Source organism: Pseudanabaena sp. 'Roaring Creek' (assembly GCF_001402795.1).
In the GTDB taxonomy this organism is placed as follows: Bacteria; Cyanobacteriota; Cyanobacteriia; order Pseudanabaenales; family Pseudanabaenaceae; genus Pseudanabaena.
The window spans coordinates 1-17189 of sequence record NZ_LIRE01000080.1; the positions used below are offsets into that span (position 1 = coordinate 1).

The following is a 17189-nucleotide window of genomic DNA, read 5'->3' on the forward strand; positions in this document are numbered from 1 at the left end:
TACTCCCTTCCCAGTATAAAAATACGCATTAAAACCCAAAGATTAGCAGTGTGGTGCGAAGCACCGCACTGCTAATCTTTGGGTGGGAAGGGAGTATCAATCTCAAAATAGCCGCAGAGTTTGTATGTTTTCTGCTAAAGTGATGAGAGAAAAATCTTCATAAATATATAAGGAAACGTTGATGGCAACGGATTTAGAGGGCTTAACTGCTCAATTGCAATCTCTGGCAGAAATCGCCACAAAGTCAGTTGGGGATGTGCAAACTCCTGAAGAGTTGGAACAGTTAAGGGTGGAGTACTTAGGAAAGAAAGGCACTCTCTCTCAGATTCTCGGAGCAATGGGCAAACTATCAGCAGAAGAACGTCCTCAGGTAGGCGCGATCGCCAATCAAGTTAAGCAAACATTACAAACTCAGTTAGAAGAACGTAAGGTTAGCATTCAAAAACTAGTAATAGCCAAGCAACTTGAAGCGGAAACCCTTGATGTAACTATGCCTGGAATTTTACGTTCCTATCAAGGCAGACAGCATCCGATTCAAAGTACGATCGATCGGATGTTAGATATCTTAGTTGGCTTAGGTTTTACCGTCGCTCAAGGACCTGAGATTGAAACCGATTATTACAACTTTGAGGCTTTGAATACGCCTGCCGACCATCCTGCCCGCGACATGGCGGATACTCTCTATTTAAGTGATGGCAAGCTGCTGCGATCGCAGACTTCCTCGGTACAAATCCGTTATATGGAAGAAAACGAGCCACCTCTGAGAATTGCTTGCCCTGGACGAGTTTATCGTAAGGATGATATTGACGCGACCCACTCACCAATTTTCCACCAAATTGAGCTTTTAGCAGTCGAAGAGGGGTTAACCTTTGGCGATCTTAAAGGTACTGTTAAAACCTTCGTCGAAGAACTACTGGGTGAATGCCCAATCCGCTTCCGTCCCAGTTATTTCCCTTTCACCGAACCATCTGCTGAAGTTGATGTTATGTGGAATGGCCGTTGGCTAGAATTAGGAGGATGTGGTATGGTCGACCCCAATGTTTTCAAAGCTGTTGGCTACGATCCCGAAGTAGTTACGGGCTTTGCTTGGGGATTTGGCGTAGATCGCGTGGCAATGGTTTTGCATAAAATTGACGATATTCGTCGTTTATTTACAAGCGACTTACGTTTCTTGCGCCAGTTCTAAATTAGTGCTCTAAGTATATTAGTGCTAAGTAAACTAGTGCTAAATTATCTAGACAACTTGCACTTCGATTTCTTCGATATTTTTACAACGTACTGAGTTAAATCAACATTATGAACGACCAAAATATCGCTGCTACCAAGGAACTCGTGATTGAAGCTGGTCGTACCGAAAAGCAGTATTGGAAAGATCTCTGGCGATATCGCGAACTGTTTTATTTTCTTGCTTGGCGCGATATTTTAGTTCGTTACAAACAAACCGCGATCGGTATCGCATGGGCTCTAATTAGACCTTTTCTAACAATGGTCGTATTTACGGTAGTGTTTGGGCAGCTCGCGAAATTACCATCTCAAGGAGTACCTTATCCGATCTTAGTATTCGCTGGAATGTTACCTTGGCAGTTTTTCTCCAATGCCCTCAGTGAATGCAGTAATAGCCTAGTTGGGAATGCCAACCTAATTTCTAAAGTTTATTTCCCCCGCCTAATCGTTCCCACAAGTGCGATCATCGTCAGCTTTGTAGACTTTATGATCTCTGGCATGATCCTACTTGGATTAATGGCATGGTATAACTTTGTTCCAGACTGGCGTATCCTAACATTGCCCTTCTTCATTCTAATTGCGACCGCAGCATCCATGGGAGCAGGGCTATGGCTTGCATCTTTAACCGTTCAATATCGTGACTTTCGCTTTGTAGTTCCTTTTATCGTCCAGTTTGGTTTGTACATTTCCCCAGTGGGTTTTAGTAGTAGCATTGTGCCAGAGCAGTGGAGATTGTTATATTCGATTAATCCCATGGTTGGCGTAATAGATGGCTTTCGGTGGGCTATTTTAGGAGGAGATTCCAAGATCTACTTGCCAGGTTTTAGTTTGTCAATGGCCTTCGTGTTTTTATTGCTTTGGAGTGGAATTTGGTATTTCCGTAGGATGGAACGAACCTTCGCCGATGTGATTTAAGAAGCCTGCATATTTAAATAGAAAGATTAGATGGAGTGAAATATATATGTCTGAAACTGCTGTCAAAGTAGAGAATCTATCCAAGTCTTACACGATTAATCACCAAGGAGATGGATCTGCAAGCTATTCAAAATCTCTACGAGAAACAATAAGTTATGGCATAAAATCTTTCAGCCAAAAGATCCTAAAGTCTTCTAGTGAAAGTATAAATAATCCCAGTCGCGAGCAATTTTTGGCTCTTCAAAATGTTTCTTTTGAAATTAAGCAAGGAGATAGAATTGGTGTAATTGGTCGTAATGGCGCAGGCAAATCGACATTACTAAAAATATTAAGTAGAATTACGGAGCCAACAAGCGGGCGAATTTCCATCAGGGGGCGAGTAGCAAGTTTATTAGAAGTAGGAACTGGTTTCCATCCAGAGCTGACAGGAAGAGAAAACATTTATCTTAATGGCGCAATTCTGGGCATGAGTAAGATAGAAATTAACCAAAAGTTTGATGAAATTATCGCCTTTGCGGAAATTGAAAAATTTCTAGATACTCCTGTCAAGCGTTATTCTTCAGGGATGTATGTTCGACTAGCCTTTGCTGTGGCTGCACACTTAGAGCCAGAAATATTGATTGTAGACGAAGTGTTAGCAGTTGGTGATGCAAACTTTCAAAAAAAATGCCTTGGAAAAATGGAGGACATATCCCAAGATCAGGGGCGGACAGTTCTATTTGTAAGTCACAATATGAATGCTATTCAACGTTTGTGTTCTAAATGCGTTATGCTTGAGCGAGGTAATCTAATAGATTTTAGGAGTACCTCAGAGGTGATCGTTCGTTACATGTCCAGTACTTCTGGGAAAGCTTCACCTACTGAGTGGATTAATTTAGCAAATGTTCCTCGAACTTCTGGGACAGGAGATGTTCGTTTCCTTGGAGCCAAATACAGCAGTCTAAACGAGAACACAAACTTTCAACCTTATACCAATGGTCCACTGGATTTCTTGTTAGATATTGAATCAAATCAATCTAGGAGTATTTCAAGACTCGCGATAATAATTTTTGATCAACATGGTAACAAGTTGGTCAATGCTGATACCGTTAAACTTGGTCAAATAATATATTTAAACAAGGGAAGTAATCATGTGAATCTTAGGATTGAGAATCTTTACTTAAATTCGGGAATCTATGTAGTAGGTTTATGGATTGCTAACGATGGAGTATTTTTTGACTATATAGAGTCTTCATTTGAAATGGAAGTAATCGATTTTGTTACCGAAAGTTATGGTATGAAGCCTGAAATCGATGGTGTTGTTTCATGTACACTTAAATTGTTAACTGTATAGATTTCGTATCGATTTACAAGAATAGAATCTATTTGAGTTTATTTATGAAAGTTGCAATCATTAGCAAATCCAATAGAAACTCAGGTGGAGCGAGTCGAGTTGCTCAGGACTTAGCGACTTGGCTAAATGAAATTGGTTATGTAGCAGATCATTTTGTAGCTGTTGGTAACACGAATTCTGTTCCTTTTCAAAAAGATCTCTACGGACATGGGTTGGCTAAAAAAATCAACCAAAAAACCCATTATTTGACTAATAAGCTAGGATTCAACGAATTTTTCCCCGTTGAATATTGGTTTAATCTTGCTTATCAGTTAAAGAACTATGATGTTTTTCATTTTCACGATCTCTATAGTGCAATTTCACCTTTAACTTTAGCTTTGACTGCTAAAAAGAAACCTACTTTTTTCACCGTACATGATTGCTCGGTTTTTACAGGCGGTTGCCTTTATCCTTCTGGCTGCGAAAAATTTATTAGTCATTGTCACAACTGTCCGCAATTACCACAAAATAGATGGCAAGATAGAATACGCGATCGGACGAAGGAAGTTCAATCTATCAAGAGATGGCTTTCTAAAAACAATATGATTCGCTATATTTTTCCTAGTCAATGGATTGCCAATCAAGCAGAATTATCTTTGTCATATAAAGTACCCCCCGTAATTATCCCTAATGGCATAGATCCAGAATCTTGCCCAATTCTTAATAGAAATGAAGCTAAAAGAATTCTTTCTATTGCAGAACATAGAAAAGTAGTGACTATATCTGCAAACTATTTGGCAGCCCCACATAAAGGCGTAAAATACGCTATTGAAGCTCTACAAAGCTGTCGAGATTTGGCTCCTGTTGTGTTGGCGGTGGGACATTGTAATGATGAGATCAGATCAGCGCTGCAAGGTTTAGAGGTTTTAGAGATGGGATTCATTAGCAATCCTGAGGCTATGTCAAAGATCTATGCTGCCTCTGACATTATGTTGTTTTGTTCTCTTGCTGATAATCTTCCTCTGACAGTTTTAGAAGCAATGCTTTCATTCACTGTGATTGTGGGATTTTCTACTGGTGGAGTACCTGAGATGATCCAGTCTGGTCAAAACGGCTTTTTGGTTGAACCTACTAATCAAGAAGCTTTAAACAATGCTCTCCGTCAAGCTTTACTGTCTCCTATTCTAGATCGAATCGCCCAGCAAGCTCGCCAAGATGTTGAACATAAATTTTCTAAGCAGCTTTTTTTAGAAAGACATATAGCACTCTATCAAGGCACTTAAATCTCCAACTTAAATCTCCTATATTAAAAAAGGCAAAACCCCAAAGATGAGTGGCGACGCTTCGCGTCGCCACTCATCTTTGGGGTTAATCAAACCTTGCTATATAGGTCAGGATGGACGGCGCTTTGCGCCGCACATCCTGATGATGTAAATTCTTTCCTTTTTAGAACTACCTATAAAGCGTTTAAAATTGATTGAGTTGTTTTCACCTTAGAGCCTGCAAGATTATGCAATTTTCAAACTCTTTGAAAGCCGATATGAACGGTTATGAAAACCTGGTAGCAGGTAATATCAGTCTACCTCTTGGCTTTCGCACTCTTCTCGCTGAAACGAGTCGATTATGTCGGTTACAGGGGGCTGAAACTGAAGCAAGCAAACAGACTATTTGGAATACTTCATCTAATGTCATTTCTCCGCTAATTTTTGGTTTTGTTTATTGGGTTTTAACGGAGGCGGAGTTACAGGGCATTAAAAGACTTTATTTTATGGCGAGAGATGGTCAAATTCTGTACAAGGTCGCGCAAGTAATATGTAGTCAGTGGGATTATCCAATTGATTGCCGCTATTTTTACGGGTCAAGACAAGCTTTTCACTTCCCTGCCATTGAATCATTGGGCGAACAAGAATTTAATTGGCTTTTTGATAATCCTGGATTTCTTTCAATTCGTATTATTTGTCAGAGAGTTAATTTGCAGCCTGAGACGATTTCAAATATTTTAACTAATTATGGATTGTTATCGAATAGTTGGGATAAAGATCTAACGGATAGTGAGAAAAACACCTTGAAAAAAGTCTTTCAAGAAGAATCGGTTTCAGAACTAATCCTATCTATGGCTTCTAACTATCGAGAGAAAGCTGTTGGATACTTTAAACAGGAGGGGATGGCAGATGGAGTACCTTTTGCAACGGTTGATATTGGCTGGTCTGGAAAATCTCAGCGATCGCTAAGTAATCTATTAGCGGCAGGGAAAATCTATCCTGATACAGGATTAAAAGGATTTTTCTTTGGGTTACTTAGTAGTACTCAGGCTTTTCCTAGCGATCTATTAATGCCCTATTTTCTAAAGGTTAACGATCGCTCCGAACGTTATTTTCTGTGTGACCCACAGATCCTAGAGTTATTTATGGCGGGGGATCATGGCAGTACGGTGAGATACGAAAGACAGAATGAAAGTTATGTCCCCATTCTTCGTTCTGAGAAAAATGAGAGCGGGATTGCTTGGGGAGTCTTAGTTCAGCATCAGGCGGTTACTGATTTTGCAAAGATGCTCACAAAACATTTACAGCCTCAAGAATGTAAGCCTGAATATTTTCAGCGAGTTACGGAAGATTTACTTAAGAAATTTATTAACAGCCCCAGCAAAGATGAGTCAGAAGCATTTGGTAAGCAGCCTTTTTCAAGGCATCAGACGGAAAGTAAATTTTACGATCTAGCTCCATCCTATGAATTGCAGGATGCATTTAAAATAATATTAGATCCAAATTACGTTCATGCTTTTGCTTGGCTACCTGCATCAATTCAAATCAGCCATCCCATGACTATAATGCAGTTAAGCTATATCAGAGGACGGCGTGAAAGTTCCTCTTATGCCAACATGGCATGGCAAGAATTTCATAAGGGTAACAAACAAACGGCTCAACTCCTTGCGACTAAAGCTTTGCAATCCAGTCTAACTATATTGCTATCAAAGCGATTTATCTATCTTATTTTTTTGTTAACTCTTGGTCTGTAATACCAAATCACAAAATGGCGTAGCCATTTTGTGATTTGGTATTACTGGGTTTGGTTTTAAATGCAGACCATCTGCTAACCCAATCAATTGTTGGATTTTTGGCAATTTACGAGAAATCTCGATAATAGATGGTGCTGTGCGCCGAAATGGAGATGATTGTAAGAGGCATGAACTTGATATTTTTGCCATCCTTCCGTCGGATATTGTAAATGGGAATCGTAACCTTGGAGAGAATATAGGGGACGATCGCTTATTTCTGTTAAAGATGAGCGATGAAATTCATGTCCCCAAACTCGATCGCCTTTTTTGACTAACGGGCTATCTAGTAAGGCGATCGCCTGTCGATAGCCCAAAGTGAGCCGCTTACCCATTTTGGCTGTCGTCGGGAAAATATTTACCATCGCGAAAGATTGTTCTTCAAAATCGACAAGGCGATCGCATAGGTACATCAAACCGCCACATTCGGCATAGGTGGGAATTCCTGCGGCGATCGCCTTGTGAACGGATTCTCTTGCGGTTTTATTTTCAGTTAACTCGGTAGCAAATACTTCGGGGAATCCGCCGCCAAAGTATAACCCTTGGATATTTTCAGGTAAGGTGCGATCGCTAATTGGACTCCAAGGAACTAGCTCGGCTCCCATTTCTCGAAATAAATCGAGATTATCAGGATAGTAAAAACTAAAGGCTTTATCTTGGGCGATCGCAATCCGAAGCCCCCCACACCCCAGCCCAATCTCCCGCAGGAGAGGGGGCGCAACTATTACTTCCCTATCCTCATGGGTGAGGGGGTGAGGGCTTCCCATTAATGGTAATAATTTCTCCCAATCAAAACAAGTTTCGCCAAGATATGCCAAGCGATCGATAATGCCATCGAGATCGGACATTTCGGCGGTGGGAATGAGTCCTAAATGGCGATCGGGAATAGCAATATTATCTTGACGACGGAGAACGCCAAGAATTGGTAAATTAAGAGGTTCAAGAGCTTGGGTAAGCAATTCTAAATGGCGATCGCTACCAACGCGATTGAGAACTACGCCTGCAATCTGAATACGCGGATCGAAGGTACGATATCCGTGGGCGATCGCCGCAATAGAACGAGATGTGCTGGCACAGTTAAGAATTAAAACCACTGGTACGTTTAATAATCTGGCGATATGGGCTGTACTTGCAGTGTCATCCTTTCCCGTCGCCCCATCAAATAGTCCCATTACTCCCTCAATCAGAGAATAATCGGCAGGTCGAGAATGCTTGGCAAAGCAGGAGCGTACGTAGTCCTCAGATGTTAAAACGGGATCGAGATTGCGGCAGGGTAGTCCCGTGATATAGGAATGGAACATCGGGTCGATGTAATCGGGGCCAACCTTAAAGGATTGCACTAAGGTTTGATTAGATAGCGATCGCGTTTTCATCGCCGCTAATAGCGCCAAAGTCACTGTAGTTTTCCCCACACCACTGCGTTCACCTGCGATAATAATTGCCATTGCCTTTTTCCTGTACCTTTCCCTAGCCGAACTCAATAACTAATGCACCGTATTGCTACTATATCAGGGGGCTGGAACCAGTCCACCGACAGCGTTGTTTTTGTCGATCAGCAACCTGCGCCGATTGTCATTATCACGGCTGCCGATACGGATATCCAGACCCTTGCGGCGGCTACTGCGAACTTGCCTGAGGATTTTCCGCAGATTCGGGTAGTAAATATATTGCAGTTGCAGCAACAAATAGCGATCGATACCTATGCCGAAGAGGTTTTAGCAAGCGCCAAGGTGATTATTGTCAGATTAATTGGAGGACAGTCTTACTGGAGCTATGGATTAGAGGTCGTTAAGGAAACTGTGTCAATAACTGGTGCAGTCCTGATCGTATTGCCAGGGGATGAGCGTCCCGATCCAAATCTAACCAGCCATTCCACAACGACGCTTACGATCGTGAATCAGGCTTGGCAATATTTCATTGAAGCAGGAATATCCAATTATCAGAATTTATTGCAGTTTATTGCGAAAGAATTTTTAGGTATTGCGTCAGAATACGAACTTCCGCAACCAGTGCCTAGAATAGGGGGTTATTATTCCATAACTCTGTCTAATGTTCAGAATATAGATCCCCCCCAGCCCCCCTTGAGAAAGGGGGGAGAATTTTCTTCTTCCCCCTTGTTAAGGGGGATTGAGGGGGATCTGGGATTGGTGGCGATTCTTTTTTATCGCGCTCATTATTTGTCGGGAAATACGACAGCGATCGCTGCTTTATGTGAAGCATTACGCGATCGCAATTTAGAACCTTTACCCATCTATGTTTCATCACTCAAAGAACCCGATGTCCAAGCAGAATTAATTCGCTATTGCCTGCCTGAATCCGATCCTGAATCTGGGCGGAAAGTAGATGTGATTTTAAATACCACCAGTTTCTCTTTAGCCAGTTTAAAAACGGATACGCCGCAAGTGGATCTTTGGGAAGCTTTAAATGTGCCTGTGTTTCAGGTGATTTTTAGTGGTGGGCTGAAAAAAACTTGGGCAAATGGTACGCAGGGACTAAATCCTCGCGATATGGCGATGAATGTGGTGTTGCCAGAAGTCGATGGCAGGATTATTACGAGGGCAGTTTCTTTTAAAGCGATGCAGGGGCAGAATCTCGCCTTGCAAACGGAAGTATTGACCTATGAACCCATGCGATCGCGGATTAATTTTGTGGCGGATCTGGCAGCTAAATGGGTCGATTTAAAGCATACGGAGGTGAGCGATCGCAAAATTGCGCTGATTCTTGCCAATTATCCTAATCGCGATGGGAGGTTAGCCAATGGGGTGGGTTTAGATACGCCAGCCAGTTGTTTGGAGATTCTTAAAGCTTTGCGAAGTTCGGGCTACAGTGTCGGGGAAATCCCTGAAACTAGCGATGAATTGATGAAGTCGCTAACCACAGGCGTGACTAACGATCGCGAATCCTTTGGATTGCGTCAGGTTAATCAATCTTTAGCCTTAGAAGATTATCAAAACTATTTCCAGAATTTGCCTGAACCTGTCCAAAATGGAATTCAGTCAAGATGGAATGAGCCGAAGTGTGAGAAAGAATTGGCGATCGCTGGTATGCAATTTGGCAATATTTTTGTCGGGATTCAACCATCACGGGGCTACGATCTCGATCCTACGCTCAATTACCATGCGCCAGATCTAGAACCGACCCATGACTATATGGCTTTCTATCATTGGGTGCGCGATAAGTTTAACGCCCATGCGATCGCCCATATCGGCAAACATGGCAATCTCGAATGGCTCCCCGGAAAAAGCATAGCGCTTTCAGAAAATTGCTATCCTGAAGCCGCCTTTGGAGCGATGCCCCATTTCTATCCCTTTATTGTCAACGATCCAGGGGAAGGCTCTCAGGCAAAAAGGCGATCGCAAGCAGTCATTCTCGATCATCTTACGCCGCCCATGACTCGCGCCGAGCTATACGGCGGCTTGCAGCAATTAGAGGGCTTGATCGATGAATATTATGAAGCAGAAACCCTCGATCCCTCTCGTTTGGGCATGATTCGCGATCGCTTGATAGACACGATCAAACAGGAAAATCTCCATCAAGATTTGGGGATTTCCCTAGATCGCCTAGAGGATTCGCTGAATGCAATTCTCACCACTGCCGATGGCTATCTCTGCGAAATCAAAGAAGCGCAAATCCGCGATGGGTTGCATATTTTCGGGCAATGTCCAGAGGGGCGACAGTTAAGGGATTTGGTCGTAGCGATCGCCCGTAATCCGACGGCTAATCGTTTGGGGCTAACTAGAGCGATCGCGCAGGATTGGGGTTTAGACTTCGATCCTCTGACTGCGAATTTAGGCGAGTTACTTCCATTAAGTTCTCATCCACTCTTAGAGAATTGTCGGATTATTGGCGATGCTGTGGAAGTTATCGAGGAATATGCGGCGGAGTTGGTGGAAGCTTTAGTTGACAATGATCCCCCTCAATCCCCCTTAAAAAGGGGGAAGAAGAAAATTGAAATTCTCCCCCCTTTACAAGGGGGGCTGGGGGGGATCATTAGCGAGAAGATTGCGACCGAACTAACATGGATTCGCGATCGTCTTCTCCCCTCTCTCTACAAAACCAAGCAAGAAATTACGAATCTTCTGCGGGGACTCAATGGGGAATATGTGCCTAGCGGTGCATCAGGTGCACCGACAAGGGGTAGACCCGAAGTGCTGCCCACAGGCAGAAACTTCTATTCTGTAGATATTCGGGCAGTACCGACGGAAACCGCTTGGGATATCGGACGCAAGGCTGCGGATGTGCTGATCGAAACTTACACGCAAGAACATGGCGAATATCCACAAACCCTAGGGCTATCGATTTGGGGGACTTCGACCATGCGAACGGGGGGCGATGACTTAGCCGAAGCTCTGGCTCTGCTTGGCGTGCAACCCGTTTGGGATGGCGTATCGCGGCGCGTGATTGATTTTGAGATCCTGCCTTTATCGATTCTGGGTCGTCCCCGTGTCGATGTCACCTTGAGGATTTCGGGATTCTTTCGAGATGCGTTTCCCAACTTGATCGATTTATTTGATAGTGCGGTGAATGCGGTGGCAAATCTTGACGAACCCGCCGATCAGAATCCCTTAGCGGCAAAAGTTCAAGAAGAATCGACCCATTGGCAAGCATCAGGATTGACTTTAGCACAGGCGCAAGAGCGATCGCGTTATCGCGTATTTGGCTCAAAACCAAGCGCCTATGGTGCGGGTTTACAGGGCTTGATCGAGTCGCAAAACTGGGAGAGCGAGCAGGATTTAGCCCGTGCCTATATTAATTGGAGCGCCTATGCCTATACCAGCAAATCTGAGGGTAAATCGGCTCCTGAAGCCTTTAATCAACGCCTCGGCAATATGCAAATAGTGCTGCAAAATCAGGATAATCGCGAACATGACATTCTCGATTCCGATGATTACTATCAGTTTCAGGGCGGCATGACCGCCGCCATCAAATCCATATCTGGTAATGCTCCAGAGGTCTATTTTGGCGATAATTCACGGATGGCACAGCCCAAGGTGCGCAAACTTCGTGAAGAGATCGCGCGGGTTTATCGATCGCGGGTCGTTAATCCCAAATGGATTGCGGGCGCGATGCGTCACGGCTATAAAGGCGCATTTGAGATGTCGGCAACCCTCGATTATCTGTTTGCCTATGATGCGACGACAAACTGCGTTTCGGATTTCATGTATGAGGGAATTGCGGAGGCATATACCTTTAATCCTGAAGTTCAGAATTTTATTAAATCTAGCAATCCTTGGGCATTACGAGACATGTCGGAACGCTTGCTAGAAGCGCATCAGCGTGGGATGTGGCAGGAAGTGAATGCGGATACATTAGATCGCCTAAAAGCGATCGCTAATGATGCCGAAGGGGCGATCGAATCACAAACAGGGCTTGCTGACTGAATACTTGCTGACTGAATACTTGCTGACTGAATACTTGCTGACTGAATACTTGCTGACTGAATAATTTACCATTTACTAATTGCGTCAGTGAGATGCAGCGCCGCAGCCTGTACGGAAGCGATCGCCCTTGTATAACCCAATCGCGTAGGTCCCAATACGCCCACTGTTCCTACAGGCTTATCATCACAGAGATAGGTACTAGAGATAAAAGTACAGTTCTGAATTGGCTCAATGGAGATTTCAGAACCGATTCTGATGCTGACAGAATTAGTTGAAGGAGTGGGTTGATCGACAATGAGAGCCATTAACGAAGCGCGATCGGCTTCAAGTAACTGCACGATATTTTGCACCTGCCTCAAATTAGAAAACTCAGGCTGACGTAATAACTCGGTTAAGCCGCTAATAAACATTTGCCCCAATGCCGTGCGATCGCATAATTTCATCAACTGCTGTAAAGACTGTTGTAACAGCACGGCATATTGCTGAAATTGGCGATCGAGATCGTCCCATTGCAAAGCGCTATTCAACTCTGACCAATTTTTATCGCGCAGATGTTCGTTTAAAAAATTATTGAGAATATTTAACTCACCTTCCAAAATTTCAGGCTTAGTCTCGCTAGGCAAATCCATCGTTACCGAAGCGGTATGATAGGTGTCGCTTACGGCGATCGCCATCACCTTACACCGATCCACCATCACCAACTGCAAGTGCCTGATACGCATTGTCTGCATATTCGGCGCAGTAATCACCGCAATACAACCGCTTAGGGTCGCCAAAATCTGCGCGACATCGCGCATCACCCCATCGAGACTAGACTTGCCGAGGCGATCGCTTTTACTAGCAAGAAATTGGTGAGTACTGTAGGTAAGCTCACTAGCGGGATCGATCAATTCATCAACATAAACCCGATAGCCTGAATCCGAAGGGACACGCCCCGCCGATGTATGGGGCTGAAATAACAAACCACTGCGATCGAGCATATTCATGACATTACGAATTGTCGCAGGGCTAATATCAAAGTCGTACTCTGACACCAAAGCCTTAGAACCAACTGGTTCCGCTGTGTGAATGTAGTGATCGATAGTTGCCCAAAGAACTTTTTGTTCGCGATGGGTAAGGTGATGCTTCATGGGTTAGGGCAGTGCAATGGAAAAATAAAGTGAAAAATAAAATAAAAAATAAAGCGAAAAATAAAATATTAAAACGGAAAAAATAAAGTATTAAATTTTTATTGCTAAATTTGGCTTCTATAAATCAAAAGCTTACCTAATACAATACCCAGATTGTGAATAGATCTGGTAGCAACTCGTACATCTAAGCAAATTCTGTCAGGCTAAAAAGCGTTTTTAAACTAATAAGCCCCAAGTTTGCTGCCACCTACAGCAATTATCGCTCAAATATCGATCAAACGAACCATAAGGGAATTTTTGAAAGCGTTGCTTCGCAACGCTTTCAAAAATTCCCTTGGTTTGGGTTTGAGCGCAAAGCGCTGTAAGTTAGCTACAATAACCAAATGTAATTTGAATGCCCAGATTTGAATACCCAGATCGGATCTCTTAATTTATCGATAGAATATCGCTCGAAGCAGTCTATTCTGACCTTAAATTTGATAATGTAAACACTTCTAAGACATCTGCAACTTTTCCCGTCCTCATCCCATAATTTTGGTAAGCGATTAACAACCTTCATGGAAAAACAAGAGCAAGCTACGGCAGTTGAGCAGCAATATCTTTGGGCAGTCGGTCTGGATACCGATACCTTTCCGCCCGACTCGCTGGTTGCCGATCGCTACCATGTCCTCTCTTCGCAAATTGTTGTGGATACGGATGCTTACTCCCTGCCAGAGTTACCCCTTGAATTTCAAACCTATGTGGTTTCTTACCTCAAGCTATCGAGATTGAGTTTGCACCTGCCCCGACCTTACGGACTATTGTTGCTGGGCGAAGAACTCAATCTTTCCGAAGTATTCTTGTTAGAAAATGTCCCCATCGATCGCCAAGGCAAGCTATGTCCCACCCTAGCCGAAGCATGGGCAGAAGCTTCCGCACTAAGACAGATTAACCTGCTCTGGCAAGTCCTCAACCTCTGGCAGCCCCTAGCCGAGCAGAATATGGCAAGGACTTTAATCGATCCCCGATTGGTAAGGGTCGATGGGATGTGGGTGCGCCTGCTGGAATTACAAGCCGATGTTGCTGCCGTGCATATTTCCCAATTAGGTGATATCTGGGTACAGTGGCTCGATCTGGCTAAACCAGAGATTGCCGAACCGATCGCTGAATTTTTCTATAGTCTGGGACGAGGCGAATACGACATTAACGGTGCGATCGCCCATCTGGATCGGATGACCCTCAATGTAATGGAGAATCAGCCCCTCAACGTTAGGATTGCCACTGCTACTGATGTGGGGATTCAACGAGCTGATAAGGGCAATGAAGATGCCTGTTATCCAGATGCCAAGCGCCAAAAGCGTACCGAACAACCTGAAGCCCTCCGCGATCGCCTAGCGATCGTTTGTGATGGTCTGGGCGGGCATGATGGGGGCGAAGTGGCTAGCTCTCTGGCGATCAAGACCCTAGAGCAACAACTAAAAACCCTATTGCAACAGGCGGAAACCGATCCCGATTTTTCTGCCCAAGGTTTTATTGCCCAGCTAGAAATGGTTGCCCGTGTCGTTAACAATCAGATCGTAGCAATTAACGACCAGCAACAGCGTCAAGCCCAAAAAAGGATGGGAACGACGCTGGTTATGGCAGTGATGCCCCGTCCTAATGGCAAGATGAGCAATGAGGTATATGTCATGCATATTGGCGATAGTCGCCTCTACTGCATCACCAAGGATAGCCTGCGTCAAGTTACCCTTGACGATGATGTGGCAACCCGTGAAACTACCCTAGGCTACAATTTTTATGCCTACTCATCCCAAAGGATCGATGGGGGAGCCTTAATTCAGGCTTTAGGCACTAGGGGTTCAGATATGCTCGTGCCTCGAGTCCAAAGATTTTTTATCGATGAAGACTGTCTATTGCTGCTCTGTTCCGATGGGTTAAGTGATTTCGATCGGGTCGAGCAGATTCGCGATCGCTATCTCTTCCCGATCCTCAGTGAAAATCAGTCCCTTGATCGCGGTTGCCAGAATTTAATCGATCAAGCTAACCAACTCAACGGACATGACAATATTACGGTCGCTCTGATGCGCTGTCGATTTGCCTCTGAGGATGTGGAGCAAGATCTTGTTAATGAAAATCAGATCGTCACAGAAGTTATCAATCTCTCTCCAGAAGCCGATACAGAGGATATTCAAGCTGAATCTGAAGAGGCGGCAGGCGCATTAGCCTTGACATCATCATCGAAGTCGGAATCTGCGGAAGATCCAGATTTCGATCTCGATGAGTTTGAGTCGGCAAAGACGGAATTAGCCGTTCCCAAACAGACCAATAGCGCATTTATTATCATTTTGATTTTAGTGGCTTTAATTCTCGGTAGCGGCTTGGCGGCAATGCAGTTCCCTCAAGTGAAAAACTGGGTACGCCAACACCTACCCACCAGTCTCCAGAAATTTGTGCCCTAAACTTTATGCTCTAAACTTTATGCTCTAAACTTTATGCTCTAAACTTTAAGCTCTAAACTTTAAGCTCTAAACTTTAAGCTCTAAACAATGAATCTCGCATCACAGGCAATCGTCACGGCAAGTCAAATGCAAGCGATTGAAGCTTTGATTTTCCAAGCAGGAATGCCCGTGGCATCACTGATGGAAAAAGTTGCCCTCAAAATTACGCAGCGCTTAACCGAGCTATATCCCCCTGAATTTTATAAAAGGATCGGGATCTTGGCTGGTGCGGGACATAACGGCGGTGATGCGTTAGTGGTCGCGAGAGAATTGCATCATCAAGGGCGACAGGTCAAGATCTATCCCCCCTTTACCAAGTCCAAACCCTTAACGCGAGTGCATGGCTGCTATGCCAAAAGTCTGGGTATTCCTTTTGTGACTTTAGCCGATCTGGGCGATTGCGATTTGCTCGTTGATGGTCTATTTGGGTTTGGTTTAGATCGAGATGTGATCGGTGCTGGGGCGATCGCCATTGACACCATTAATAGCTGGCAAATTCCAGTTATCAGCATCGATTTACCTTCGGGTATCCATAGCGATCGCGGTAACGTCATGGGAACAGCCATCCGCGCGACCCATACCCTTTGCTTGGGTTTGTGGAAAAGGGGGCTATTGTCCGAAGCCGCATCTCCCTACATTGGCAACCTTGAAAGAATAGGGTTCGATATCCCCGAAAAATCGATCCAAGAAATCCTTGGCGATCGCCATCCCCTATGGCGCATCGATCCGCTCGCAGCGATCGGCGATCACTTACCGATCGCCCGATCAGCGATCGCCCATAAGTACGATATCGGGCATTTACTCTTAGTTGTCGGATCGGAGCAATATGGTGGCGCAGCCATACTAGCTGCCTTAGGCGCAAAGGCAACGGGTGTGGGAATGTTATCGATCGCCGTTCCCCATTCTCTCAAACCGTTGATGCTCGCCCAAGTTCCCGATGCTCTGGTTATCGGCTGTACGGAGACCCCATCGGGCGCGATCGCCTCACTCCCCGATTTAGATTGGCAAAAGTACCAAGCGATCGCTTGTGGTTGTGGACTTTCCCTCGACGCAGGGGCTATTGTGGAGCAGGTAATTAATAGCGATCAACCACTCGTACTTGATGCAGATGGATTAAATAGGCTAGCTGCTATGGGGAAAGTTCGCATCAATCAACAATTATCGAATCGTAACCGTGCCACGGTTTTGACCCCCCATTGGGGAGAGTTTTGCCGACTATTTCCAGACTTGCGTAAGGTTGAGCGCTTAGAAGCCCTGCAAATTGCGGTAAGTCAAACCCAATCAACCATTTTGCTAAAGGGTGCAAGAACGGCGATCGCCAGTCCGTCCGAGCCTGAGCGTCTTGCCCGATCTAATTCCCAAGCTCATTCTCAAGTCTGGATCAATCCAGAAAGTACGGCAGCCCTAGCCAGAGGTGGTAGTGGTGATGTATTAGCAGGAATGATCGGTGGTTTGTTGGCGCAGGGAATGACCGCCAAGGATGCCGCGATCGTCGCGACCCTGTGGCATTCTCAGGCGGCAAGGTGGCTAGTAAGACAAAGGACAGAAATGGGGGTTGATCCCGTAACTCTTGCTCAAAATCTATTGCCGTTCTTACAGGATTATCCTAGCAAGACATTAAAAACCTAGGTATTTCAAGTATCTAGGCATACAATCTCAAAAGCTGTAGCGCACGCGCAGCGTGCGCTACAGCTTTTG

Annotated in this window: 10 protein-coding genes; 8 read left to right on the plus strand and 2 right to left on the minus strand. The window is 44.5% G+C overall.

What is annotated here, in order from left to right:
- Nucleotides 1–181: 181 nt before the first annotated feature.
- The 5 genes from pheS to AC805_RS02745 all read left to right on the plus strand — a co-directional run bounded on the left by pheS (nt 182) and on the right by AC805_RS02745 (nt 6467).
- Nucleotides 182–1186 (plus strand): phenylalanine--tRNA ligase subunit alpha, encoded by a 1005-nt coding sequence (gene pheS, locus AC805_RS02725; protein WP_055073992.1) that lies wholly within the window; start codon nt 182–184, stop codon nt 1184–1186.
- Nucleotides 1187–1296: 110 nt separating this feature from the next.
- Nucleotides 1297–2139: an ABC transporter permease gene (locus AC805_RS02730; protein WP_055073993.1), complete on the plus strand. Its 843-nt coding sequence runs from the start codon at nt 1297–1299 to the stop codon at nt 2137–2139.
- A 46-nt stretch (nt 2140–2185) separates the two neighbouring features.
- Nucleotides 2186–3472: an ABC transporter ATP-binding protein gene (locus AC805_RS02735; RefSeq protein WP_055073994.1), complete on the plus strand. Its 1287-nt coding sequence runs from the start codon at nt 2186–2188 to the stop codon at nt 3470–3472.
- A 32-nt stretch (nt 3473–3504) separates the two neighbouring features.
- Complete coding sequence (locus tag AC805_RS02740; protein WP_231662407.1) at nt 3505–4734, plus strand: glycosyltransferase; 1230 nt, start codon at nt 3505–3507, stop codon at nt 4732–4734.
- Nucleotides 4735–4961: 227 nt separating this feature from the next.
- On the plus strand, nt 4962–6467 hold the full coding sequence (locus tag AC805_RS02745) for a hypothetical protein (RefSeq protein ID WP_055073996.1): 1506 nt from the start codon (nt 4962–4964) through the stop codon (nt 6465–6467).
- Between the two features lie 83 nt (nt 6468–6550).
- Here the strand turns inward: AC805_RS02745 and AC805_RS02750 are convergent, their stop codons facing one another.
- Entirely contained in the window at nt 6551–7948 is a 1398-nt protein-coding gene (locus AC805_RS02750; RefSeq protein WP_055073997.1) for a cobyrinate a,c-diamide synthase, read from the minus strand.
- A gap of 42 nt (nt 7949–7990) precedes the next feature.
- Here AC805_RS02750 and cobN point away from each other — a divergent pair, with 42 nt between their 5' ends.
- Nucleotides 7991–11884, plus strand: a complete 3894-nt coding sequence (gene cobN / locus AC805_RS02755) for a cobaltochelatase subunit CobN (RefSeq protein WP_055073998.1) — start codon at nt 7991–7993, stop codon at nt 11882–11884.
- A gap of 65 nt (nt 11885–11949) precedes the next feature.
- Here the strand turns inward: cobN and hrcA are convergent, their stop codons facing one another.
- A complete protein-coding gene (gene hrcA / locus AC805_RS02760; RefSeq protein WP_055073999.1) occupies nt 11950–13014 on the minus strand; it encodes a heat-inducible transcriptional repressor HrcA in 1065 nt (354 codons plus the stop codon).
- Nucleotides 13015–13571: 557 nt separating this feature from the next.
- On the opposite strand from hrcA, the gene AC805_RS02765 reads away from it, so the two are divergent.
- The gene (locus AC805_RS02765; RefSeq protein ID WP_055074000.1) at nt 13572–15452 is read left to right on the plus strand and encodes a protein phosphatase 2C domain-containing protein; all 1881 of its coding nucleotides are present in this window, start codon (nt 13572–13574) and stop codon (nt 15450–15452) included.
- 87 nt (nt 15453–15539) lie between these two features.
- On the plus strand, nt 15540–17120 hold the full coding sequence (locus tag AC805_RS02770) for a bifunctional ADP-dependent NAD(P)H-hydrate dehydratase/NAD(P)H-hydrate epimerase (RefSeq protein WP_055074001.1): 1581 nt from the start codon (nt 15540–15542) through the stop codon (nt 17118–17120).
- Nucleotides 17121–17189 lie beyond the last annotated feature (69 nt).